At 61.6% G+C, this 21,087-nt stretch carries 24 protein-coding genes, 1 tRNA gene and 2 riboswitches; of the genes, 13 read left to right on the forward strand and 12 right to left on the reverse strand.

All coding sequences use genetic code 11. The features are described 5' to 3' along the window. The first annotated feature begins 23 nt into the window (after positions 1-23). Positions 24-1,181 (forward strand): aminotransferase class V-fold PLP-dependent enzyme, encoded by a 1,158-nt coding sequence (locus Q0844_RS18080; protein WP_299047780.1) that lies wholly within the window; start codon positions 24-26, stop codon positions 1,179-1,181. A gap of 150 nt (positions 1,182-1,331) precedes the next feature. Here the strand turns inward: Q0844_RS18080 and Q0844_RS18085 are convergent. Next, positions 1,332-1,407, reverse strand: a tRNA-Lys gene (locus tag Q0844_RS18085). Between the two features lie 97 nt (positions 1,408-1,504). Between Q0844_RS18085 and dapF the strand changes: the two genes are divergently transcribed. Together dapF and mtaB are read left to right on the forward strand one after the other, a co-directional pair. Then, positions 1,505-2,344 carry a diaminopimelate epimerase gene (dapF, locus tag Q0844_RS18090; RefSeq protein WP_299047783.1) on the forward strand — a complete coding sequence of 280 codons (840 nt, stop codon included), beginning with the start codon at positions 1,505-1,507 and terminating at the stop codon, positions 2,342-2,344. Next, positions 2,341-3,597, forward strand: a complete 1,257-nt coding sequence (gene mtaB / locus Q0844_RS18095) for a tRNA (N(6)-L-threonylcarbamoyladenosine(37)-C(2))-methylthiotransferase MtaB (RefSeq protein WP_299047786.1) — start codon at positions 2,341-2,343, stop codon at positions 3,595-3,597. Before dapF ends, mtaB begins: the two co-directional genes overlap by 4 nt. 173 nt (positions 3,598-3,770) lie before the next feature. On the opposite strand, the gene Q0844_RS18100 is transcribed toward mtaB, so the two are convergent. The 5 genes from Q0844_RS18100 to Q0844_RS18120 form a co-directional block, all read right to left on the reverse strand. Continuing rightward, positions 3,771-4,559: a cytochrome c1 gene (locus tag Q0844_RS18100; protein ID WP_299047788.1), complete on the reverse strand. Its 789-nt coding sequence runs from the start codon at positions 4,557-4,559 to the stop codon at positions 3,771-3,773. 13 nt (positions 4,560-4,572) lie between these two features. After that, positions 4,573-5,919, reverse strand: coding sequence for a cytochrome b (petB, locus tag Q0844_RS18105; protein WP_299047789.1), 1,347 nt, complete (start codon positions 5,917-5,919; stop codon positions 4,573-4,575). Between the two features lie 12 nt (positions 5,920-5,931). After that, on the reverse strand, positions 5,932-6,492 hold the full coding sequence (gene petA / locus Q0844_RS18110) for a ubiquinol-cytochrome c reductase iron-sulfur subunit (protein WP_299047792.1): 561 nt from the start codon (positions 6,490-6,492) through the stop codon (positions 5,932-5,934). 334 nt (positions 6,493-6,826) lie between these two features. Next, positions 6,827-7,429: a glutathione S-transferase gene (locus Q0844_RS18115; RefSeq protein WP_299047795.1), complete on the reverse strand. Its 603-nt coding sequence runs from the start codon at positions 7,427-7,429 to the stop codon at positions 6,827-6,829. 30 nt (positions 7,430-7,459) lie between these two features. After that, on the reverse strand, positions 7,460-8,077 hold the full coding sequence (locus tag Q0844_RS18120) for an FMN-binding negative transcriptional regulator (RefSeq protein ID WP_299047798.1): 618 nt from the start codon (positions 8,075-8,077) through the stop codon (positions 7,460-7,462). Positions 8,078-8,138: 61 nt separating this feature from the next. Next, positions 8,139-8,283: riboswitch (FMN riboswitch) on the forward strand. Between the two features lie 83 nt (positions 8,284-8,366). Here Q0844_RS18120 and Q0844_RS18125 point away from each other — a divergent pair. Then, complete coding sequence (locus Q0844_RS18125; protein ID WP_299047800.1) at positions 8,367-8,807, forward strand: 6,7-dimethyl-8-ribityllumazine synthase; 441 nt, start codon at positions 8,367-8,369, stop codon at positions 8,805-8,807. Here Q0844_RS18125 and Q0844_RS18130 read toward each other — a convergent pair. From Q0844_RS18130 to Q0844_RS18140, 3 genes are read right to left on the reverse strand one after another with little or no spacing between them, the layout of a single operon-like run. Beyond that, positions 8,796-9,488 carry an ATP-binding cassette domain-containing protein gene (locus tag Q0844_RS18130; protein ID WP_299047803.1) on the reverse strand — a complete coding sequence of 231 codons (693 nt, stop codon included), beginning with the start codon at positions 9,486-9,488 and terminating at the stop codon, positions 8,796-8,798. The two genes, Q0844_RS18125 and Q0844_RS18130, sit on opposite strands and share 12 nt — an antisense overlap. After that, the gene (locus Q0844_RS18135) at positions 9,475-11,022 is read right to left on the reverse strand and encodes a thiamine/thiamine pyrophosphate ABC transporter permease ThiP (RefSeq protein WP_299047806.1); all 1,548 of its coding nucleotides are present in this window, start codon (positions 11,020-11,022) and stop codon (positions 9,475-9,477) included. The genes Q0844_RS18130 and Q0844_RS18135 overlap by 14 nt, the downstream gene beginning before the upstream one ends. Beyond that, entirely contained in the window at positions 10,998-11,978 is a 981-nt protein-coding gene (locus Q0844_RS18140) for a thiamine ABC transporter substrate binding subunit (protein ID WP_299047808.1), read from the reverse strand. Before Q0844_RS18140 ends, Q0844_RS18135 begins: the two co-directional genes overlap by 25 nt. Positions 11,979-12,016: 38 nt before the next feature. After that, positions 12,017-12,118: riboswitch (TPP riboswitch) on the reverse strand. Positions 12,119-12,212: 94 nt separating this feature from the next. Between Q0844_RS18140 and aroC the strand changes: the two genes are divergently transcribed. Beyond that, positions 12,213-13,313, forward strand: coding sequence for a chorismate synthase (gene aroC, locus Q0844_RS18145; RefSeq protein WP_299047810.1), 1,101 nt, complete (start codon positions 12,213-12,215; stop codon positions 13,311-13,313). Here the strand turns inward: aroC and Q0844_RS18150 are convergent. Then, complete coding sequence (locus Q0844_RS18150; protein ID WP_299047812.1) at positions 13,310-13,891, reverse strand: TetR/AcrR family transcriptional regulator; 582 nt, start codon at positions 13,889-13,891, stop codon at positions 13,310-13,312. The genes aroC and Q0844_RS18150 overlap by 4 nt on opposite strands. A gap of 138 nt (positions 13,892-14,029) precedes the next feature. On the opposite strand from Q0844_RS18150, the gene Q0844_RS18155 reads away from it, so the two are divergent. The 3 genes from Q0844_RS18155 to Q0844_RS18165 are packed head-to-tail and all read left to right on the forward strand — an operon-like array spanning position 14,030 to position 16,509. Next, positions 14,030-14,422 carry a DM13 domain-containing protein gene (locus Q0844_RS18155; protein ID WP_299047815.1) on the forward strand — a complete coding sequence of 131 codons (393 nt, stop codon included), beginning with the start codon at positions 14,030-14,032 and terminating at the stop codon, positions 14,420-14,422. A gap of 42 nt (positions 14,423-14,464) precedes the next feature. Continuing rightward, the gene (locus Q0844_RS18160) at positions 14,465-15,400 is read left to right on the forward strand and encodes a DMT family transporter (protein WP_299047818.1); all 936 of its coding nucleotides are present in this window, start codon (positions 14,465-14,467) and stop codon (positions 15,398-15,400) included. 35 nt (positions 15,401-15,435) lie between these two features. Further along, complete coding sequence (locus tag Q0844_RS18165; protein WP_299047823.1) at positions 15,436-16,509, forward strand: phosphatase domain-containing protein; 1,074 nt, start codon at positions 15,436-15,438, stop codon at positions 16,507-16,509. Here Q0844_RS18165 and Q0844_RS18170 read toward each other — a convergent pair. Together Q0844_RS18170 and Q0844_RS18175 are read right to left on the reverse strand one after the other, a co-directional pair. Then, the gene (locus tag Q0844_RS18170; RefSeq protein WP_299047825.1) at positions 16,419-16,766 is read right to left on the reverse strand and encodes a nuclear transport factor 2 family protein; all 348 of its coding nucleotides are present in this window, start codon (positions 16,764-16,766) and stop codon (positions 16,419-16,421) included. The two genes, Q0844_RS18165 and Q0844_RS18170, sit on opposite strands and share 91 nt — an antisense overlap. Before the next feature lies 1 nt (position 16,767). Beyond that, positions 16,768-17,634, reverse strand: coding sequence for a branched-chain amino acid aminotransferase (locus tag Q0844_RS18175; protein WP_299047827.1), 867 nt, complete (start codon positions 17,632-17,634; stop codon positions 16,768-16,770). A gap of 151 nt (positions 17,635-17,785) precedes the next feature. On the opposite strand from Q0844_RS18175, the gene Q0844_RS18180 reads away from it, so the two are divergent. From Q0844_RS18180 to Q0844_RS18200, 5 genes are read left to right on the forward strand one after another with little or no spacing between them, the layout of a single operon-like run. Then, positions 17,786-18,298 (forward strand): MarR family transcriptional regulator, encoded by a 513-nt coding sequence (locus Q0844_RS18180; RefSeq protein ID WP_299047830.1) that lies wholly within the window; start codon positions 17,786-17,788, stop codon positions 18,296-18,298. Continuing rightward, positions 18,295-18,996, forward strand: a complete 702-nt coding sequence (locus tag Q0844_RS18185; protein WP_299047832.1) for a response regulator — start codon at positions 18,295-18,297, stop codon at positions 18,994-18,996. The genes Q0844_RS18180 and Q0844_RS18185 overlap by 4 nt, the downstream gene beginning before the upstream one ends. A gap of 36 nt (positions 18,997-19,032) precedes the next feature. Continuing rightward, entirely contained in the window at positions 19,033-19,971 is a 939-nt protein-coding gene (locus Q0844_RS18190) for a histone deacetylase family protein (RefSeq protein WP_299047835.1), read from the forward strand. After that, positions 19,968-20,210, forward strand: a complete 243-nt coding sequence (locus Q0844_RS18195) for an exodeoxyribonuclease VII small subunit (RefSeq protein ID WP_299047838.1) — start codon at positions 19,968-19,970, stop codon at positions 20,208-20,210. Before Q0844_RS18190 ends, Q0844_RS18195 begins: the two co-directional genes overlap by 4 nt. Before the next feature lie 3 nt (positions 20,211-20,213). Beyond that, entirely contained in the window at positions 20,214-21,080 is an 867-nt protein-coding gene (locus Q0844_RS18200) for a polyprenyl synthetase family protein (protein ID WP_299047841.1), read from the forward strand. The last annotated feature ends 7 nt before the right edge of the window (positions 21,081-21,087 follow it).

Raw genomic sequence — 21,087 nt, forward strand, 5'->3', positions numbered from 1 at the left:
CTTCGTCCAGTATTGGGGCTGACATGCAGGTTGGTGAAACGATCTACTTCGACTACCAAGCGTCGACACCCGTCGACGACCGGGTCGTTGAGGCGATGTCAAATGCGACAATGACGTTGTTTGCCAACCCACACTCGGCAGATCATGTCCTCGGATGGCAAGCCGCTGCCGCAATACAGAATGCAGCTCAACAAGTCGGAAATCTCTTTGGATTACAGGGTGATGACGTTGTTTTTACGTCAGGCGCAAGTGAAGCCAATGCCATGGTTTTTCGTGCGACTCAGGGCATTGCAGAACGTTCGAACCGCAAAGAAATCCTCATCGGTTCTGGTGATCATTGGTCTGCCCTGAATGAGGCGGAAAACGTTGGCCTGATCGTCCGTCATATTGCGCTCGATAGCAACGGTGCGCCCGATGCCAATCATCTAAAAACTCTCATTAACGAACAAACGGCACTCGTATCGATCGTTGGTGTGAACAATGAAAACGGCGCTATTGCGGATCTCGACGCGATTGCCGAGGTCTGCTCGCAACATGGTGTCTTGTTCCACGCCGATCTGTCTCAAGCTCCGTTGGCGCTGGATGTCGACCTGCTCGAACATGATATCGGGCTCGCCACGATCTCCGCGCATAAGCTCTACGGTCCGAAGGGGGTAGGGGCTCTGTTGACCTCGCCTGGGATTTCCAAGGTATTGAAGCCTGTTATCTTAGGCGCAGGCCAACAGGCTGGCCTGAGAGGTGGAACGCAGCCAACCGAGCTCATTGTGGGATTTGGAGAGGCTTGTCGAATTCTTTCTGAAACCGGTGCATCTGAGCGAATGCGCGTTGCGAGTTTGCGGGATAGCTTCGTGCGGCGACTTGAAGAGAGGCGTCTTGCCGTGCTGGTTGGCGATCTAAATGATCGGCACCCGGGCAACGCACTAATGCGGTTTCCCGGGTTGGAGGCGTCTGATCTCTTGGCGCGTTTTCAGCCGAAGATCGCAGCCTCTTCTCAATCAGCGTGTTCTTCCGGGTCCGTTGAGCCATCCCATGTACTGCGCGCAATGGGTTATTCCGAAGACTTCGCCAACGAATGCATCCGATTTAGCTTTGGTCGTTTTTCTACAGTGGAACAAGTGAAAGCGGGCGTCGCCTGCATATCAGATACGATTGCAGCCGATCTGGGGCTTGGCTTACTATGACTTGTCCCGCTCAACGACGCCCGCCCAGATGATTTGAGTCCGAAAAATGCAGTATATTTCGGGTACCCGAAGCTTTGCTCAGCTTACAAAGAAAGGACGAAAACCTGTCGTAAAAGAACGATCAGGTGTCATGTGTCAGCTCTGAAGCAGTGGTGAGCCGTGCAGGGTTCGAACCTGCGACCCACTGATTAAAAGTCAGTTGCTCTACCAACTGAGCTAACGGCCCACTAGGCGGCCTATCTAGAAAGGGTCGCACGCAGGGTCAAGCCGATTCTCGGATGTTTTCCTGCGACATACTGGATTCCGCAAGGGCCCGGCGTTATATGCGCGCCATGGCAGATATGGCGACCTCTCATTGGCCCTTCATGAAGATGCACGGGGCAGGCAACGACTTTGTCGTGATTGATGGGCGCGTGTCACCTGTCAACCTGACCGCACCCCTGGTTCGGGCACTGGCGGACCGCCACATGGGTGTCGGATTTGACCAATTGGCCCTGATCACCGACGGCGCGGATCTGAAGGTCACCTTCTACAACGCCGATGGGTCGCAGTCGGCGGCGTGTGGCAACGCCACACGGTGCATCGCGGCGCGCGAATTGGACCAGCGCGGCGCCGACAGCCTGCAGATCGAGGTGACGGGCCGTGGCACCCTCACCGCCGTGCGGAACGCCGATGGCAGCACGGCCGTGAATATGGGCCAACCCCAGCTGGAGTGGCACGACATCCCGCTGGCGCGCGATGTGGACACTCTGGCCTTGCCGATCGACGGTACGCCTGTTGCCACCGGCATGGGCAACCCGCATTGCACATTCTTCGTGAAGGATGTCGCCGCCGTGGACCTGGCGACACTTGGCCCGCAGATCGAACATCACCCGCTGTATCCGCATCGCACAAATGTCCAGTTCGCCCAGGTCATCGGCCCGGACCACTTGCGTATGCGGGTCTGGGAACGGGGCACGGGCGTCACGCTGGCCTCCGGCTCTTCATCATGTGCGACGGCGGTTGCGGCGGTGCGGCGCGGCCTGACAGGGCGCAAGGTCCGGATCGACCTTGACGGTGGCACCTTGCAGATCGACTGGCGCGACGATGGGGTCTGGATGTCCGGCCCCACGGCCCATGTGTTCGACGGCCGGCTGACGGCCGACTTCCTGAACAACCTATGACCGCGCCCGTCTTCTCCAACCATGGCTGCCGCCTCAACGCCTATGAAACCAAGGCGATGGAAGAACTGGCAGCGCAGGCCGGGGTGCAGAACGCGGTTGTCGTGAACACCTGCGCCGTCACGGCAGAGGCGGTGCGCAAGGCCCGCCAGGACATCCGCAAGCTGCGGCGCGCGCATCCCGATGCCAAGCTGATCGTCACGGGGTGCGCAGCCCAGACCGAACCCGACACCTTCGCACAGATGGACGAGGTGGACGCGGTCATCGGCAACACCGAAAAGATGCAAGCGGGCACGTGGGCGGGCCTTGCGGGCGACTTTGGAACCGAACCGGTGCAGGTCGACGACATCATGTCGGTGACCGAAACCGCAGGGCACCTGATCGACGGGTTCGGCACCCGCAGCCGCGCCTATGTGCAGGTCCAGAACGGCTGCGACCACCGCTGCACCTTCTGCATCATCCCTTACGGACGCGGCAATTCCCGCTCGGTCCCGGCAGGGGTCGTGGTGGACCAGATCAAGCGGCTGGTGGATCGCGGCTTTAACGAGGTCGTCCTCACTGGCGTCGATCTGACATCCTGGGGCGCGGACCTGCCGGGCACGCCCCAGCTTGGTGATCTGGTGATGCGCATCCTCAAGCTGGTGCCTGACCTGCCCCGCCTGCGGATCAGTTCGATCGACTCCATCGAGGTGGACGAGGCCCTCATGCAGGCCATCGCCACGGAACCCCGGCTGATGCCACACCTGCACCTGTCGCTGCAACATGGCGACGACCTGATCCTCAAACGGATGAAGCGGCGGCATCTGCGCGACGACGCCATCCGCTTTGCGCAAGAGGCGCGCGCGCTGCGGCCCGACATGACCTTTGGCGCGGACATCATCGCGGGTTTTCCGACAGAAACCGAAGCGATGTTCGACAACGCGCTCAAACTGGTCGGGGACTGCGACCTGACGTGGCTGCATGTCTTTCCCTATTCCCCGCGGCCCGGCACGCCAGCCGCCCGCATGCCGCAGGTAAACGGAAAGACGATCAAGGACCGGGCGGCCAGGCTCCGCGCTGCGGGCGACGCACAGGTGGCAAGACACCTCGCCGCGCAACAGGGCAAACGCCATCATGTCCTGATGGAAAACCCGAACCTCGGCCGCACCGAACAGTTCACCGAAGTCACCTTCGACACACCGCAGTCCGAGGGGCAGATCGTCACGGCCACCATCACGGGACATACGGACAGGACACTGACAGCTTCTTCTGGCTGAAAATACTTCGGGGGGCGGCGGCACGCCGCGGGGGCAGCGCCCCCTCGAACGCCAGACCGCCGCGCATCCACGACAACAGCATGACGCGCATATCGCATGGCGCAAGCGCCCTGCACCAAATGAAAAAGCCCCGCCAAAAAGGCAGGGCTTTCAAACGTCACATCAGCAGGCGTTTACTTCGCCTTGTACCGCGACTTCACCGGCGCCCACAGACGCTTGTTTGTCAGGTACAGCAGAACCGACAGGATCGTAAGAAAGATCACACCGACAAAGCCGGCCTGCTTGCGGGCCATCAGCTTCGGCTCGGCAGTCCACATCAGGAACGCGGACACGTCTTCCGACAGGCTTTGCAGGTCCGTGGCGGCACCATCCGCAAATTCGGTGTCATCCCCCCACAACGGCGGCGCCATCGCAATCCAGCCCCCGGGGAAATACTTGTTCTCATACAGAACAGCCCCGGCTTCTTCCTTCTCTTCCCCGGTATAGCCGGTCAGAATTGCCGTGATGTACTCGGGACCGCCCATGCCGCTGACCAGCTGGTTGATGCCCAGACCGTACGGGCCGTGGAACCCGGCACGGGCCTTGGCCATCAGGCTCAGGTCGGGCGCGTTTTCCAGGTTCGAGCCAGGGAAGTGATCGTTCGGAATGGCCGGACGAAAATCATCAATGGCCGGGTCAAAGACCTCGTAGAACTCGGCATAGGCGCGCACCTGATCCGCGGGCAAGCCGGGGCCATCATCATCACCCAATGTCCGGATCGGCACATATTGCAGACCGTGGCAGGCCGCGCAGATCTCGGTGTAGATCTGCAGACCGCGCTGCAACTGGTTCTGGTCGAATGCGCCAAACGGCCCGTCATGGGCAAAATCGACATCGGGCACGTTCTTGGCTTCGCCGGCGGCGAAGGCGCCGGTGGTCAGTGCGAACACTGCCACCAGGCTTGCTGCAAGGTTCTTCAACATCTGCAGTCTCTCCTTATTCCGCAGGCTGGGTCGCGGGGGCGGCCGAACCGCTGTCCCCCTTGCCCATCTTCGCGGCAAAGTCTTCTTCGATGGTCGCAGGCTGCGCGTTCGGCTTCTCGATCACGCCCAGCAGGGGCAGAATGACCAGGAAGTAGACGAACCAATAGGTCGACGCGATCAGCGCGATCGTGTTGTACGGCTCTTCCGCCGGGCGGGCACCCACCCACATCAGCACGAAGAAGTCGACAACCAGCAGGGCAAACCACCACTTGAACATCGGGCGATAGCGACCCGAGCGCACGCTCGATGTGTCCAGCCACGGGGCCAGCGCCATCACGGCAATCGCGCCAAACATCGCCAGCACCCCGAAAAAGTCGGCCTGGATGATGCCACCGCTGATGAAGGTCGCGAACTGCACGATCCACACATCGGGGGTAAAGGCACGCAGGATCGCGTAGAACGGCAGGAAGTACCATTCGGGCACGATGTGCGCAGGCGTCGCCAGCGGGTTCGCCTCGATATAGTTGTCGGGGTGGCCCAGATAGTTCGGCATGAAGCCCACGATGGCAAAGAACACCACGAGGATGATCGCCAGCGCGAACAGGTCCTTGATCACGAAATAGGGCCAGAAGGGCAGCGTGTCTTTTTCGGCCTCTTCCTTGGACGTGCGGCGCACCTCGACCCCGGTGGGGTTGTTGTTGCCCGTGGTGTGGAACGCCCAGATGTGGACGATCACCAGACCGGCAATCACGAAGGGCAGCAGGTAATGCAGGCTGAAAAAGCGGTTCAGCGTGGAATTGTCCACGGCAGGTCCGCCCAGCAACCAGGTTTGCAGCGCATCACCGATGAACGGGATCGCACCAAACAGGCCGGTGATCACGGTCGCCCCCCAGAAGGACATCTGACCCCAGGGCAGAACGTAGCCCATAAAGGCGGTGCCCATCATCAGCAGGTAGATAAGCATCCCGATGATCCACGTGATCTCGCGCGGGGCCTTGTAGGACCCGTAGTACAGACCGCGGAATATGTGGGCATAGACGGCGACAAAGAACAGCGACGCGCCGTTCATGTGCAGATACCGCAGCATCACACCGCCATTCACGTTGCGCATGATATGCTCGATCGAGGCAAAGGCCTCATCGACATGCGGCGTGTAGTGCATCGCCAAAACGATGCCGGTGATGATTTGCAGCGCCAGACAGAATGTCAGAACGATGCCCCAGATCCACATCCAGTTCAGGTTCTTCGGCGTCGGGATCATCAGCGTGTCGTACATCAGGCCGACAATCGGCAACCGCTTGGCCAGGCCCTTTTCCCAGGCCGCCTTCGGTTCATAATGGTCGTGAGGAATTCCAGCCATAGTGTCTCTCCCTTAACCGAGTAGGATCGTGGTTTCGTCCACGAATTCTGCTGCAGGAACCGGCAGGTTGCGTGGCGCGGGGCCGCGACGGATCCGTCCTGCCGTGTCATAGTGCGACCCGTGGCAGGGGCAGAACCAGCCACCAAAGTCGCCCGCATCGCCCAGGGGCACACACCCAAGGTGCGTACACACGCCCTGCATCACCAGCCATTCGCCCGCTTCGTCCAGGGTCCGGTTCGCGTCGTCAGCGGGCGCTTCGCCGATGTTTTCGTTCCGTGCCAGGCCGTCCGGCAGATCATCAACCGGAACCGCGCGGGCGGCGTCAATCTCATCCTGCGTGCGGCGCCGGATAAAGACGGGCTTGCCCAGGAACAGAACGGTCAGCTGCGTGCCCGGCTCGATGCTCGACACGTCGATCCGTTTCGTGCTGGCGGCAACAACGTCTGCCGACGGGTTCATCTGATTCACCAGCGGCCAAATCGCGGCACCGGCCGTCACCGCACCTGCGCCAGCCGTGGCGTAGTACAGAAAATCGCGCCGGGTGCCTTCGTGGTCTTCTTCTGCGTGGGACACGGGGGACTTCTCCAGTTTCCAGCGACCCCGCCAGGGGCCAAATGACAACAAGGGCCGCGCGCAGGGCGCAGCCACATTGACCGGCTATCTAGCGGGGTCACCCGCCCACGTCCAGCGCGCAATCTGACACACGTGGTCGCAGGGCGGTTGAATTAACCCTTTGATAAGACTCGGGACCGTTCGGTCCGTTAACCGCGGCATCGGCTGACACCCGGTGTACGGGTTGTGCACAGATGGTGCACGGGTGGTGCACAGCCGATGGGCCTTCTTTTTCTGGCATTAATCCCGATTCGCGCGCCCATGGCCGAACCGGTGCACCGAACGTTGCGCAACATCACCCCTGCGGGTTCGTTTCCACCATCGACGGACGCGCCGCAAAAGTGTCGTACCATTTGGCCAGGGCATCGCGGCCCTTGCGCCAGTCCCGGTCGCCGTGACGGAAATCCAGGTACCCCAGCCCACATGCGACGCCGATATGGCCAATGTCCATCGGCCCTGCCAGATGGCTCATCCAGCGGGCATTCAGGGCGTCCAGCGCCCCCTCAACCTTGCCCCACTGCGCTTCGATCCAATCGGCTGACCAGATCTCTTCCGGCCGGAACCGTTTTTCGTAAATCATCAGAACCGCGGCTTCCATCAGCGCATCCGCCGTGGCCTCCAGAACCAGCGTGTCCCAGCCCTGTTCAGGGTACAGACCGGCACCTGCGCGATCATCCAGATACCGGCAGATCACCCGGCTGTCATACAGCGTCGGCCCTTCGTCCCGCACCAGCGCCGGGATCTTGCCCACCGGGTTCGCGGCCTTCAACGTGGCGTCCGCCCCACCGGGTGTTGCGGTGACGGTGACCGCTTCGACATCGCCCGACTGCCCCGTTTCGTGCAGCAAAACCAGCACTTTACGCACAAAGGGGCTGGGCCCCGCCATCAACAGCTTCATCGCGATTCTCCAAGTTTGGTCGCGCGCAGCCTAGGCCCCGCGCATCAGCGCAGCAAGAAGGCGCGTCTCCTGCCCGATCCCATAGGCATCAACGTAATCCGCAGCCCGCAGGCGCACCTCATCCGGCTTGTTCTGGTTCAGCTTCCAGGTGCCATCGACCGCGTCGATCGTCATGCGAAACGGCACGATCTGCCGCATCATCTTCTCCAGCACCTCGGGGGTCATCTTGGCCGTTTTCCACGGGCTCTTGGGCAACAACTGATCCTCGAAATGCTTGGACTGCCGGTCCAGCATGTCGCGCATCTGCTCTTGCGGCAGCCTCTCCAGCGTGCCGGCCATATGGACCGCGATATAGTTCCATGTCGGCACCTGGTCCGGCACCTCGTACCAGTCGGGCGAGATATACCCATCCGCCCCGCTCACCGCGATCTTGGCCCGCATCGGTACCTTCACCACCGCGCGTGCAATCGGGTTCGACCGGACCAGATGCAGGTCAAGCTGTGCGCCCCGTTCATCAATCAGAAAGGGGACATGGCTCATCATCGGCCCGTCCTCGCCATTCACGGCCAGCATGCCAAACGCACGCTCACGCGCAAACGCAATGTTCCGGTCGGTGGTCTGGTCATGAAAGATCGGGTTCGGGTGCATGTCAAAGGTCCGTGATACGTTGCGTCCCTCTTGCCTCTGTGCGTGCGGCTTGGCAACCTGACGCTGTTCTCAGGGCGGGGTGAAATTCCCCACCGGTGGTATTTGCGTCAGCAAGAGCCCACGAGCGCCCCGGCAACCCCGGGGGTCCAGCAGATCAGGTGAGACGCCTGAGCCGACGGTCACAGTCCGGATGAAAGAGAACGCAGGCGACAGCATCCATACGGGTGCGTCTTGTCGCATGCGCAATCGCCTTGGGTGTTTAAGTGTCTGAACCTAAAGGAGAAAACCCATGACACACACCCGCTTCGCCTTTGTCAAAGCCCAGTGGCACGCCGCCATCGTCGATCAGGCTTTGCAGGGATTCACCGAAATAATCGCGTCAAATCAAGTGGATGTCTTCGACGTGCCCGGCGCGTTCGAGATGCCGCTGATGGCCCAGACCCTCGCCGAAACCGGTCAGTACCACGCAATCGCCTGCGCCGCCCTCGTGGTCGACGGCGGCATCTACCGCCACGACTTCGTCGCCTCAGCGGTGGTCGATGGCCTGATGCAAGTGGGCCTGAAAACCGGAATACCGATCCTGTCCGTCTCACTCACCCCGCACCACTTCCAGGAGACCCAGCACCACCTCGGCATCTACGCCGACCACTTCGTCCTCAAGGGGCGCGAAGCGGCCCAAGCCGCCCTGGGCATCAGCGCAACACGCGCAGACCTGCGCTCAGCGGCCTAGATAAGCCCGCAAGGCCGGCGGCGGATCAGCCATGGTTTTTGCCACCGGCTGAGGCGGGTCCACGCGGCCCGCCTCCACAAACATCAGGTCATCCGCGCGCTCCGCATCCTCTGGCGCGTGGGTGATCATCAACACCGTGGCCCCCGCGTCCCGCGCCATCTGCGACGTCAAATCCAGCATCTCAACCCGCAACGCAGGCCCCAATGCCGCAAAGGGTTCATCCAGCAAAAGCAACGGCTTGGCCTGAACCAACACCCGCGCCAGCGCCGCACGGCTCTGCTGCCCTCCCGACACATCCCCGGGCTTGCGATCCGCAAATTCCGCCAGCCCAACACGGCCCAGCGCGTCATGCACCTGCGCCGTCTCGGCCTCACTCAACCGCAGCGCAGGCCGTATCCCCAAGCCCACATTCTGCGCCAGTGTCAGATGCGGAAACAGGTTCCCGTCCTGAAACAGCATAGCAATCCCACGCTTGTCCGGCGCCGCATCGGTCACGTCCCGGCCATCCACCTCGACGCTGCCACCTGCAATGTCGATATACCCACCCAAGGCATTCAAAAGCGTAGACTTTCCCGCGCCAGACGGCCCGATCACTGCCACCCGACGGCCTCGCGCGACCTCAAAATCCGCACTCAAGGCAAATTCCCCCTGAGCGATCCGCAACCCCTCAACCCGCAACATGCCGCCGCCCCCACGCATCGCAGACCCAGAACATCCCAAAGGCCAGCGTGACCAGCACCAACGCCGCCCCCGCCGCGGCCTTAGTCCGATACGCGCCCATCAACCGGTACATCTGCAACGGAAGCGTCGCCACATCCGGGTCCGCAAACAGCGCCACAACGCCCAGATCCCCGACACTCAGCGCCGCCGTCAAGCCCGCCGCAAACCCGATCTGCGGACGCAGGCGCGGGATGATGACAATGCGCCACAGCGACACCCCACGCAGTCCCAAGCCCACACTTAAACGCGCGTAATCACTGAACACTTGCCGCATCGCAGGCAGCAGGATGCGCACCGCAAAAGGCAGCGCCATCATCGCGTTGATCAGCGCCGTCACAGGCAGTGCAAAGGCTGTGGGCGAGACATATGGAAAGATCAGAATGAACCACCCCGTCCCGATCATCAGGGGCGATGCGACCAGGCCCAAAAGGGTCAATGCCTCGGCCCCGCCCCACTGCGCTTGCGCCAACCACGCCGCCATCGGCAGCGCAAGAACCAGCAAAACGACGGTGCTCACGCAAGCAACCCAAATGGTCGTCCAGGTCGCACTCAACACCGAAACAGGCATATAAAACAGGCCCACAACGCCCGACAGCGCAATGGACAGCATCGGCAGCAACAGGAACCCGGCAGCAAGCAGGATCCAAAAAGCATCCCCCCATGGCGCAGGTGCATCCCAACGGCGCACCGCCCTGTCGCGCCCGGTTTGCAACGCGATGGGCGGCAGGATCCAAAGGGCCAGCACCGCCGCAGCCCCCGCCACGGCAAGCTGCAACAGGCTCAGGACAGCAGCCCGCCCGAGGTCGAAGTCGAACCGAAACGCTTGGTAAATAGCCAACTCAATCGTCGTCGCGCGTGGACCGCCACCCAGAGTCAGCGCCACTGCAAAACTCGTCAGGCAAATGACAAAAATCAGCGCAAACGCCCCCGGCACCACCTGCCACAGAATGGGCCATTCAATGACGCGAAACACCATGCGCGGGGGCAGTCCCAACTGACCCACAATGCGAAACTGCTCTGCCGGGACGGACTGCCAACCTTGCAGGATCAACCGTGTGGCCAAAGGCATGTTGAAGAAAACATGCGCCAAAACAACGCCATGCGCGCCATAGATGGACACCTCCGGCAATCCGACCACGCCCAGCGCTGTGTTCAGCCACCCGTTCCGCCCAAAGATCGCGAGCAACCCCAGAACAGCCACGATCACCGGCAGGATGAACGGGGCCCCGAGCAGCGTCACGAGCAGCGTGTGCCCCGGCAACCGCCGCCGGGCCAAGGCGCGGGCCACGGGTACCGCCAACACCACGGAAATCAGCGCAGACAGAAACGCCTGCCAGACGGTAAAGCGCACCGCTTGCCATTCGGCAGCGCGCAAGCCAGTGGTGGTTTCAATCCTCTGACTGATGCCGACAAAGGCTGCAATCACCACCGCGACGACGAACGCCGCCGCGATGATGCCAGCCCTTGGGCTTACTGGCTGAGCGCGGCGCGCCATGTCTCGATCGCGTCCGCTTGCAGCTCTGCCGCCTCGGTTTCCGAGTAGAACAGCACCTTTTCAGGCAGCGGCAATTCCGACCACCCCTCGGGCCAATCGGCCTGCGGCAAGGCCGAAGGCAGCGACCAGTTGGCGGTGGGAATAATGGTCTGGAAGTCGCGCGACATCACATAGGCCAGGAACTGATCCGCCAGCGCAGGCTGGTCCGTGCCCGCAATCTTGCCCACCGTTTCAACCATGAAATAGTGGCCTTCGGGGAAGATCGCCGCCTTCTTGGTGAAGTCCTCTTCGGCAAACATGTGATACGCGGGCGAGGTCGTGTAGCTGAGCACCATGTCCGCTTCGCCATCGGTGAACAGACCATAGGACGCCGACCAATCCTTGGTCACGGTCAGGATGTTGTCCGACAGCGCCTCCCACACCTCTGCCGACCGGTCGCCATAAACCGCCTGCACCCAAAGCACCAAAGCCAGACCGGAAATCGACGTGCGCGGGTCCTGAATGACGATCTTTATATCATCAGGCAGGGCCAGCAGGTCCTCGAACGATGCGGGCGGCGCGTCCATCGTGGTTTCGTTGTAAATGAACGCCGTATGCCCGTAGTTGAAGGGCAGGAACGTGTCGTCGGTCCAGTCGATGGGCAAGGTCAGCGCGCTGTTGTCCTGCCCGTGCGGGGCAAACAGGTCGGTGGCGCGCGCCTTGGCCGTCACATCGGATGTCAGGCCGATCACGACATCGGCCTTCGTCCGTTCACCTTCCAGCAGCAAGCGCGGCAGCAGATCGCCGGTGGACCATTCCAGGTCGCAACCACAGACCTTCTCAAACTCTGTTTCTATGATCGGGCCAGGGCCCCATTCGGACGTAAAGTAGTCGCCTGCATAAACTGTCAGGACTGGTGTGTCGGCCAGAGCCGTCGTGGCGGCGAGTGTCGCGGCCATGGTCAAAACGTATTTCATCGCATCCTCCAAATAGAGAGGCGGCGGGATAAGGGTCTTGGGATGATCCAAACCTTCCCTCCGCCGGTGTTAACCGGTTCAGGTTCAACGGGTTCGCATCATGCATCTCAGCCTGTCGCCAGGCACCCCGAGGTGGGTCCATAGCTAGGGCGCAGGCGCGCGCACCGCAAGCGGAAAACGCCTTGAGCGGGGCGCACGGCACCGCTAGACGGGTCCGGCAAAGGAGCGCACCCCATGTCGATCAACAGCTTTGGCCATCTTTTCCGCGTGACCACATGGGGCGAAAGCCATGGGCCTGCGCTGGGCGCTACGGTGGACGGCTGCCCCCCCGGTATCGGGATTGACGCGGCGATGCTCCAGCATTGGCTCGACAAGCGCAAACCGGGGCAGAACAAATACACCACGCAGCGGCGCGAGGCGGACGCCGTGCGCATCCTGTCGGGCGTGTTCGAAGGGGTGACAACCGGCACACCGATCCAGCTGATGATCGAGAACACCGATCAACGCTCCAAGGATTATGGCGACATCGCCGAGAAATTCCGCCCCGGCCATGCCGACATCACCTATTGGCAGAAATACGGGATACGGGACTATCGCGGCGGTGGTCGGTCGTCGGCGCGCGAAACGGCGGCACGGGTGGCAGCGGGCGGCTTGGCGCGCGCTGCATTGGCCAAGCTGGTGCCGGGGATCGAGATCAAGGCGTACATGACCCGCATGGGCACGCACGAGATCGACCGTGACCGGTTCGACTGGCACCAGATCGACCAGAACCCGTTCTGGGTGCCCGACGCGCAAGCGGTCGGGACCTGGGCCGACTACCTCGACGGTTTGCGCAAGTCTGGGTCGTCCGTGGGCGCAGTGATCGAAGTGGTGGCGCGCAATGTGCCCCCGGGCCTTGGTGCACCGGTCTATGGCAAGCTCGATACCGACCTTGCCGCTGGCATGATGTCCATCAACGCCGTCAAGGGCGTCGAAATTGGCGAAGGCATGTCGGCGGCCATGTTGACGGGCGAATTGAACGCTGACGAGATCACCATGGGACCGGACGGACCGGAATACTCATCAAACCACGCCGGTGGCATTCTCGGTGGTATCTCGACCGGGCAGGACATCGTCGTGCGCTTTGCAGTCAAGCCGACCTCGTCCATCCTGCAGACCCGCAAGACGATCACCAGGTCGGGCGAAGCAGCCGAGATCATCACCAAGGGCCGCCACGACCCCTGCGTCGGCATCCGCGCCGTTCCCGTGGGCGAGGCGATGATGGCCTGCGTGATCCTTGATCACGTGTTGCTGGATCGCGGCCAAACCAGTGGTGTGCGCGGCCCGATCGGCTAGGCCAGCATCACGCCCACAGATCGCACGATGTTGTGCAAGGTGTCGTTGTCAATCCGGGCGCGGGCCATCGTCCGCAATCCGACATATTGCGCGATAATCATGTCGGCCAAGGCACTTCTGTCTGCCGGCGTAAGCGTTGCATGCTTGGGCGAAGCGCCCAGCGCGGTATGGATCCCGTCGCGCAATGCACCCAAACCGCGCGACACCGCCTGTGCAATCTCGTCATCATAGGTGCTGGGGCCCGCCGCCGCCGTGCACAGCAGGCACCCGCGCGAATCCCCGTTCAACACGTTCTGGTATGATCCCTGGAACATCGACATGATGCGTTCCGCGCCGTTTGGGATGGACGGATCGCGCAGCATCGCCACCCCGGCCCGAACCGCTTCGCCTTCGTACCGCTCCAGAACTTTCAGAAAGAGTGACTTCTTGTCAGTGAAGGCTTTGTACAGGCTGCCGCGCGTCAGTCCCATGCCGTCCAGAAGGTCGGGCAGGGACGCGCCCTCGTATCCGTGCGCCCAGAAGACGTGCATCGCCTTCTCAAGCGCGTCGTCTGTATCAAATGATCTTGGTCGTGCCATGTGTGTTCCCCAGTGTCCGCTGTTCAATATAGCGTTCGGAACCAGATAGTCCATTATTCACAGTTTTGTGTTTTGTACCGATTGGTTCCTAATGTTAGTCATCAATTAGGAACCAATCAGTCCAAAATGGAGACTCACATGCTTAACTTCATCAAATCCATTGCATTGACGCTGGCCATCGTGCTGGGCGCAGCGGCAGCCCCTGCTTCGGCCGAAACCGTGTCCACGGGTACATTTACCGGTGCATCCGATCACATCACCACCGGCGCGGTCGAAGTGGTCAAGAACGCCGATGGAAGCCACACCATCGTTCTGGGCGAAGACTTCAGCCTTGACGGCGCACCCGACCCCCGCGTCGGTCTTGGCAAGGATGGCTTCTACAACGGCAACACAGATGCGGGTGTCTTGGGCAGCCTGACCGGCGGACAATCCTTTGTCGTTCCCGCCGGTGTGGATGTGTCTGAGTACAACGAAGTCTATATCTGGTGCGAGAAGTTCAGCGTCCCGCTTGGCATCGCCAAGTTGAACTGACCGCTTGCCAAAGCTCTTCTGGCCCTGCATGGGTCAGGAGAGATGAAAGCTCCCACCACCCAAAACAAACCCGGCACCGCCATCGCACTGAAGCTGATGGCGGTGTTTCTGTTCATGGTGATGGCGGCAATGATCAAGGTTGCGACGCAGAACGTTCCGCCCGGTCAGGCGGTATTCTTCCGTTCCTTGTTCGCCATGCCGATCATCATCGCCTGGATCTGGCGGGCCGGAGAGATGCGCGAGGCGCTCACGCCCAAGAACCTCAGGGGCCATATCTGGCGCGGTTTGTTCGGCACCACGGCCATGGCACTGACCTTTGCGGGCCTTGGTCTGCTGCCCCTGCCCGAAGTCACCGCCATTGGCTACGCCACGCCCATGTTCACGGTCATTCTGGCCGCCATCATGCTGGGCGAACGCATCCGGCTGTTCCGCATCAGTGCCGTCGCGTTGGGCCTTGTGGGAGTCATGATCGTGATCTGGCCACGTCTGTCCCTGGATGACATCGGAACTGCGGGCACGATCGGGGCCCTGTTCGTTCTGGGCGCATCCATCCTGCGCGCGTTCGTGCAAATCCACATCCGCACATTGGTCAAGACCGAGCACACGGCAGCCATCGTCTTTTACTTTTCACTGACCGCAACGGTGCTGAGCTTGCTCAGCCTGCCATTTGGATGGGTTGTCCCCGCGGGGACAGATCTGATCCTGCTGGTCGGCGCAGGTTTGATCGGGGGTGTCGCACAGATCATGGTAACGGCCAGCTACCGCTTTGGCGCGGCGTCCATGCTGGCACCGTTTGACTACACATCGCTGATCTTTGCCGCGCTCATCGGCTACCTGATCTTTGCCGAACTGCCCACGGTCGAGACGGTGATCGGCGCATCACTCGTGGTGCTGGGCGGCGTGATCATCATCTGGCGCGAACGGCAACTCGGTGGCGGGCGCAGCCGGGCACGAGCGGTGACAGATCCGAAAGGGTGAGGGAACCGCCGGGCTGCTTGCCGGGTTGATCCGTCATGTCTGTCAAACGTGCCCTTGCCCGCCTGCTTCATCCGATCGAAAAGACTGTGGACCGGGTCAAACACCGGCCAGCGGATGCGCCGCTGATTGAGCCGTATCTGGGCTATGCAACACCGGAAACGGTCGTCTTGCGCGGTCGCATCCTGGGCCGTCAGCGCCGCGGTGCCCCGAAACCAGATCAGGGACGCTGGGCAAATTTCAAACAAATGCTGGCACTGTTCGCCACAGACGAGGTCGCGGACGTGGCCGTCGCGACGCGTGATACGGTCGGCATCAGCGACGAGGAGGGCTACTTTGTCCTGATCATTCCGCGCGATGACGGTATGAGCGGCTGGATCCGCGTCGAGGCGTGGTTGCCCGACACACCCGAGGAAACCGCGACGCTCGAAGCGCTTGTGCCACCGGCGCATGCTGCGTTCGGGATCATTTCTGACATCGACGACACCGTGCTGGAAACCGGGGCCTATTCCCTTGCCCGCAACCTTTGGACGTCCCTGACCGGCAACGCCCTCACGCGGCGAGTCTTTCCCGACAGTATCGCGCTGATTGACGCGCTGCATGGCGGAAAGAACCCGGTCTACTATGTCAGCTCGTCCCCGTGGAACCTGTTTCACTTTCTGCGCACAATTTTCGACCGGACCGGTTTGCAAAAAGGACCGATGTTCCTGCGCGATCTCGGCCTTTCGGAAACGCAGTTCATCTCGGGCACGCATGGGGACCACAAAGGCGCGGCCATCGAACAGATCCTGAACACGCATCCCGACCTGCCCTTTGTGTTGATCGGGGATACGGGCCAACACGACGCGCAGGTCTATCTGGACGCCGCCAAGCGCCATCCGGCCCAGGTCAAACGCGTCATCCTGCGAGAACCCGGTCCGGGGCCGGATACAAAAAGCAAGGACGCGATTGAAAAGCTGCGCAAACTGGGGGTTCGCGTGGACACTGGCCAGGATTTTACGCAGTTGCCGGACCTTGACGGTCAACGTGCTGGCACGTGGCAAGCAGATGCCGACACGACCAAGCCATCCGCGCCAAAGCGCAAGGTCTCGGCAGCCAGCGCGTTCCGGTGATTGCGGTAGGTCAGCACCATCATTCCGTGCCCGTGAAATACGTTCACCACGATAAACGATAGATTGGGCTGCAGTTCGAGGGCGCGCGACCAGTAGGCACCCAGTGCTGCTTTGCCCCGCAACTCTCCGTGACCGACCAGCCGCATTGCTTTTTGCGAGCGAAAGGTCACATCCTCGGCGTAGTGCGAGAGGATGCGGTCCAGATCATGCGCGTTCCATGCCGCCTCCCATTCGATGGCGAAGGCGTCGTAATCCAATTTATTCCCGCACCAGCTTCTCGTAATCCTCGGCCACGTCGCGGCACATGGCACCAACTTCGAAGTTGAAGTCACCAATCTGACCTACAGGCGTCACCTCAGCAGCTGTTCCTGTGACCCAGCATTGTTCAAAGCCTTCCAGCTCTTCCGGCATGATCACCCGTTCGTGCACCTTGATCTGCTTGTCCTGCAAACGTCCGATGACCGTCTGGCGCGTCAGGCCATTCAGGAACACATCCGCCTTGGGCGTGTGCACTTCGCCGTCCTTCACGAAAAAAATGTTCGCGCCCGTACATTCGGCCACATAACCGCGATAATCCATGAACAGCGCATCAGAACAGCCCTTGGCCTCGGCCGCGTGCTTGGACGTGGTACAGATCATGTAAAGGCCCGCGGCCTTGGCATGCACCGGGATTGTCTCGGGCGATGGGCGCTTCCACTTGGCGATATCGATCTTGGCGCCCTTGTACTTGGCGTCGCCATAATAGCTGCCCCATTCCCAGGCGGCGATCGCCAGGTGAACCGGGTTGCGAGCGGACGCGACACCCATGTCCTCGCCCGCGCCGCGCCAGGCAACCGCACGCACATAGGCATCGGTGAGACCATTGGCCGTCAACACTTCCTGCTTGGCGGCCTCGATCTCGTCCACGGTATAGGGGATCTGAAAATCCAGCTCACCCGCCGAAAAATGCAGCCGCTCGGAGTGTTGGCGGCTGAGGAAGATCTTGCCGTTATAGGCCCGCTCCCCCTCGAAGACGGACGACGCGTAATGCATGGCGTGGCTTAGGATATGAATGTTCGCCTGACGCCAATCGACCATTTGGCCATCCATCCAGATTTTTCCGTCGCGATCATCATAGCCAGCCATGGCACCCTCCGATTTTACGTTTGTTGCGCTGATAGGGCCGATACGGTCATAAAATTGCGCAAAACCTGCGATTCGATATCGCTTCACCCTTGGAATGTCAACAAGGCTGACTTAAACTGCAACAAAAGACGGCGCTTTGATGGGGGCGGGTATGGACGACGGACGGGCAACCACCACCCGAGGTGGAGAGAACCTGCTTTTCCTGACGGACGAACAGTTGCGACAGGGGATCGAGGCGATGTTCTTTGCCTATCGCGGGTTCACGGCTGACCCTGACCGTATCCTGTCGGACCTGGCCTATGGGCGGGCGCACCACAGGGCGATCCACTTTATCAACCGCGCGCCGGGCACAACGGTCAACAACCTGCTCAATATTCTGGGCGTTACCAAACAATCGCTGAACCGCGTTTTGCGCACGTTGATAGAAGACGGGCTGGTCGAAAGCCGGGTAGGGAAATCCGACAAGCGCGAACGCCACCTCTTTCTGACAGAGGATGGGCACGCGCTTGAGGGTCGGTTGTCAGACGCCCAGCGCGCCCGCATGCGCGCGGCCTTCCGTGACGCCGGACCCGAGGCGGTGGCGGGCTTTCGCACCGTGCTTGAGGCAATGATGGACACGGAAATGCATCGCACCTATCAAAGACTTAAGGAGAGCGGTGCATGAGTGACTTTGACGCCCACTTGCTGATCGTCGATGACGATGAGCGCATTCGGAGCCTGTTGCAGAAATTCCTTATGCGGAACGGATTCCTGGTGACAGCCGCCCGCGATGCCGCACACGCCCGGCGGGTTCTGTCCGGGCTGGACTTCGACATGATCGTGCTGGACGTGATGATGCCCGGCGAAGATGGGCTCAGCCTGTGCCGCTCCCTGCGCGAAACCCACGCCACGCCCATCCTGCTGCTGACGGCCAAGGGCGAGACGGGCAACCGGATCGAAGGGTTGGAAGCGGGCGCGGACGACTACCTTGCCAAACCGTTCGAGCCCAAGGAACTCTTGCTGCGCATCAATGCCATCCTGCGCCGGGTGCCCGATGTGGCACCGGAAGAAGCCGCACCCAAGATCCTGACCCTTGGCCCTATCCGTTACGACATGGAACGGGGCGAGATGTGGCAGGGTGAAGACCTTGTACGTCTGACTGCGACCGAAATGCAGTTGATGAAACTGTTCTCTGCCAAGCCCGGCGAAGCCATCAGCCGCGCCCAGCTGGTGGAAGACCTTGGCCGCGACCGAGGCCAGGCGCAGGAACGCGCGGTGGACGTGCAGATCACCCGGCTGCGGCGCAAGATCGAAAGCAACCCAAAGCAGCCGCGTTATCTGCAGACCGTGCGCGGTGCGGGGTATATGCTGGCGCCGGATTGAACCGTCGGATTTGCATATTTTTGGAACAATGAAGCCATGCCCACAGCCCTGCTGACCCATCCCGACGGCCTTTTGCACGTCACACCGCCGGGCATGCCCGAACAGGTGGCGCGGCTCGACTACATCCAGCGCGCCCTGGCCGATCTGGACCTGATCCGTGTTGATCCGCCCATCGCAGACGATGCGTCCATCGCGCTGTGTCACCCGCAGGACTACATCGACTTCGTCCGTTCCAGGATGCCCACCGATGGTTTTGCCGGCCTCGACCGCGAGACCGATGCCGAAACCTTCCTTTCCGCCACATCCGAAGGCGCCGTCTGGCGCGCAGCCGGGGGTGCGGTCAAGGCGGTGGATATGGTCCTGGACGAGGAAGTGCAGAATGCCTTCGTCGCAATGCGCCCACCGGGTCACCACGCGGAACAGTCTCTGCCCATGGGCTTTTGCATCTTTGGCAACGTCGCCATTGCCGCCAAGCATGCGCTTGAGGTGCATGGGCTGGACCGCGTTGCCGTTGTCGATTTCGACGTCCATCACGGCAATGGGACCCAAGCCCTCTTGCAAGACGATCCCCGCGCGCTGGTCGTCACCTCACAGCAAATGCCGCTCTGGCCCGGCACCGGGCACGCGTCGGATCGTGGCCCGCACGGCACCGTTCTGAATATCCCGCTGGCGCCACAGACGGACGGCAATCACGCGATTGCCGAATACGAACGGCAGGTCATCCCGGCGCTGATCAAACACCGGCCGGAGTTGATCCTGATTTCCGCCGGGTTCGACGCGCATCAGGACGATCCGCTTGCGCAGCTCAACTGGACGGCGGACACCTATGCCCGTCTCACCGACTTGCTGACGCAAACCGCGCACGACCTGTGCAAGGGCCGGGTGGTGTCGGTGCTGGAAGGCGGTTATGATCTGGACGCGCTGGCAGCCTGTGCCCGCGCCCATGTTCAATCGCTGATGAAGGCCTCCGCATGACTGACCGCCCCGTAGACGAGATGAGCTTTGAAGAAGCGATGGCCGAACTGGAACAGGTGCTGGGCCAGTTGGAACGGGGCGACGTGGCGCTGGACGATTCCATCAAGCTGTACGAACGCGGCGCGCTGCTGAAAAAGCGGTGCGAGACCAAGCTGCGCGAGGCCGAGGAAAAGGTCGCAGCCATCACGACAAACGCGGATGGCAATCCCACGGGCCTGAAACCGGTCGAAGGCCTGTAACCCATGTTCCGCGAACGGCTGAACGATGCCGCTGCCGCCATTCAGGCGCAGTTTGATGCCGTGCTTGGCGCCCTTGATCCCGTTCCCGTCGTCCGTGCCATGGCCCATGCAACCAATGGCGGCAAACGCCTGCGCGGTTTCATGGTGCTGGAGAGCGCACGCCTGCATGGCATAGACCCTAACAGGGCGATCTGGCCCGCAACCGGTATCGAAGCCTTGCATGCCTACTCGCTTGTCCATGATGATTTGCCCTGTATGGACAACGACGATCTGCGCAGGGGCGAACCCACCGTGCACGTCAAGTGGGACGAAGCGACCGCGGTGCTGGCAGGCGATGCGCTGCACTCGTTGGCCTTTGAACTCTGCGCACATCCAAAGGCGGGCAACGGTGACGTCCGTGCCGATCTTGCCCAATCGCTGGCGCGGGCCGCGGGCGCGCAGGGCATGGTGCTGGGTCAGGCCCTGGACATCGCGGCGGAGACGGCAGACGCGCCCCTGACCCTTGGCCAGATCACAGAGTTGCAACGCGGCAAAACGGGTGCCCTGATCGAATGGTCCGCAACCGCAGGTGCGCGCCTGGCGCAGGCTGATCTTGCGCCGCTCCAGATCTATGCCCGGGCGCTTGGCCTTGCATTCCAGATCGCGGACGACGTTCTGGATGTGACCAGCGATGCGGAAACCATGGGCAAGGCCACAGGCAAGGATGCCGACGCGGGCAAGGCGACCTTTGTGTCCCTTCTGGGCCTGGACGAGGCGAAACGCCGCGCTGACCAACTCGTGACCGAAGCCTGTGATGCGTTACATGTATACCAAGCGGACGCAGACGTGTTGCGGGACGCCGCCCGCTTTGTCGTGACCCGCACAAGCTAGAGACTGA

This window comes from uncultured Tateyamaria sp. (genome assembly GCF_947503465.1).
Classification (GTDB): Bacteria; Pseudomonadota; Alphaproteobacteria; order Rhodobacterales; family Rhodobacteraceae; genus Tateyamaria.

Bases quoted from the DNA above. Each gene is read 5' to 3' on its own strand.
- Q0844_RS18120 (WP_299047798.1), bottom strand. From the start codon at position 8,077: ATGCACCCGAACCCGATCTTTCATGACCAGACCACCGACCGGAACATT.
- Q0844_RS18195 (WP_299047838.1), top strand. From the start codon at position 19,968: ATGACTGACCGCCCCGTAGACGAGATGAGCTTTGAAGAAGCGATGGCC.
- aroC (WP_299047810.1), top strand. From the start codon at position 12,213: ATGTCGATCAACAGCTTTGGCCATCTTTTCCGCGTGACCACATGGGGC.
- Q0844_RS18125 (WP_299047800.1), top strand. From the start codon at position 8,367: ATGACACACACCCGCTTCGCCTTTGTCAAAGCCCAGTGGCACGCCGCC.
- Q0844_RS18140 (WP_299047808.1), bottom strand. From the start codon at position 11,978: ATGAAATACGTTTTGACCATGGCCGCGACACTCGCCGCCACGACGGCT.
- dapF (WP_299047783.1), top strand. From the start codon at position 1,505: ATGCGCGCCATGGCAGATATGGCGACCTCTCATTGGCCCTTCATGAAG.
- petB (WP_299047789.1), bottom strand. From the start codon at position 5,919: ATGGCTGGAATTCCTCACGACCATTATGAACCGAAGGCGGCCTGGGAA.
- Q0844_RS18190 (WP_299047835.1), top strand. From the start codon at position 19,033: ATGCCCACAGCCCTGCTGACCCATCCCGACGGCCTTTTGCACGTCACA.
- Q0844_RS18150 (WP_299047812.1), bottom strand. From the start codon at position 13,891: ATGGCACGACCAAGATCATTTGATACAGACGACGCGCTTGAGAAGGCG.
- Q0844_RS18130 (WP_299047803.1), bottom strand. From the start codon at position 9,488: ATGTTGCGGGTTGAGGGGTTGCGGATCGCTCAGGGGGAATTTGCCTTG.
- Q0844_RS18080 (WP_299047780.1), top strand. From the start codon at position 24: ATGCAGGTTGGTGAAACGATCTACTTCGACTACCAAGCGTCGACACCC.
- Q0844_RS18200 (WP_299047841.1), top strand. From the start codon at position 20,214: ATGTTCCGCGAACGGCTGAACGATGCCGCTGCCGCCATTCAGGCGCAG.
- Q0844_RS18165 (WP_299047823.1), top strand. From the start codon at position 15,436: ATGTCTGTCAAACGTGCCCTTGCCCGCCTGCTTCATCCGATCGAAAAG.
- Q0844_RS18185 (WP_299047832.1), top strand. From the start codon at position 18,295: ATGAGTGACTTTGACGCCCACTTGCTGATCGTCGATGACGATGAGCGC.
- Q0844_RS18100 (WP_299047788.1), bottom strand. From the start codon at position 4,559: ATGTTGAAGAACCTTGCAGCAAGCCTGGTGGCAGTGTTCGCACTGACC.
- Q0844_RS18115 (WP_299047795.1), bottom strand. From the start codon at position 7,429: ATGAAGCTGTTGATGGCGGGGCCCAGCCCCTTTGTGCGTAAAGTGCTG.
- Q0844_RS18155 (WP_299047815.1), top strand. From the start codon at position 14,030: ATGCTTAACTTCATCAAATCCATTGCATTGACGCTGGCCATCGTGCTG.
- Q0844_RS18160 (WP_299047818.1), top strand. From the start codon at position 14,465: ATGAAAGCTCCCACCACCCAAAACAAACCCGGCACCGCCATCGCACTG.
- mtaB (WP_299047786.1), top strand. From the start codon at position 2,341: ATGACCGCGCCCGTCTTCTCCAACCATGGCTGCCGCCTCAACGCCTAT.
- Q0844_RS18180 (WP_299047830.1), top strand. From the start codon at position 17,786: ATGGACGACGGACGGGCAACCACCACCCGAGGTGGAGAGAACCTGCTT.
- Q0844_RS18175 (WP_299047827.1), bottom strand. From the start codon at position 17,634: ATGGCTGGCTATGATGATCGCGACGGAAAAATCTGGATGGATGGCCAA.
- Q0844_RS18135 (WP_299047806.1), bottom strand. From the start codon at position 11,022: ATGGCGCGCCGCGCTCAGCCAGTAAGCCCAAGGGCTGGCATCATCGCG.